The following is a 512-nucleotide window of genomic DNA, read 5'->3' as shown; positions in this document are numbered from 1 at the left end:
CACCGGTGCGGACGGCCTGTGCACCCGGACGGTTCCGATCGGCACCTACTACTGGCAGGAGCTCGCTGCGCCTCCCGGGTACGTGCTGCCGGTGGATCCGGTGTTCGGTCCGTTGGTGCTGACTCCGGCCAATGCGGCCGAGGGTGTGCAGGTGACGGCTCCCAATGTGCTCCAGCCCGCTGTGACGGGTGAGGTGCGGGTGCTGAAGACGGACGCGGTCACGGGTCTGCCGCTGGCGGGTGGTGTGTTCCAGCTGTGGGAGGAGACCAACGGGATTCCCGGTCTCCAGACCACGGGCATCAACCCCGACACGCAGATCGGTTCGGCGTGCACCACCGGCGCCGACGGTCTGTGCAGCCGCACGGTGGACCTGGGCACCTACTACTGGCTGGAGACCGCTGCGCCTCCCGGGTATGTGCTGCCGGTGGATCCGGTGTTCGGTCCGTTGGTGCTGACTCCGGCCAATGCGGCCGAGGGTGTGCAGGTGACGGCTCCCAATGTGCTCCAGCCCG

At 68.6% G+C, this 512-nt stretch carries 1 protein-coding gene; it reads left to right on the top strand.

Features of this window, described 5'->3' with window-relative positions; all coding sequences use genetic code 11:
• Positions 1–512 (top strand): collagen binding domain-containing protein (locus ACFXAM_RS15045; RefSeq protein ID WP_380291167.1); only part of this gene is annotated, 512 nt, incomplete at both ends.

Source organism: Kitasatospora sp. NPDC059462 (assembly GCF_042749955.1).
Classification (GTDB): domain Bacteria; phylum Actinomycetota; class Actinomycetes; order Streptomycetales; family Streptomycetaceae; genus Kitasatospora.
Note: the sequence above shows the minus strand (reverse complement) of the source record. Positions and strands in the feature narration are given on the sequence as shown.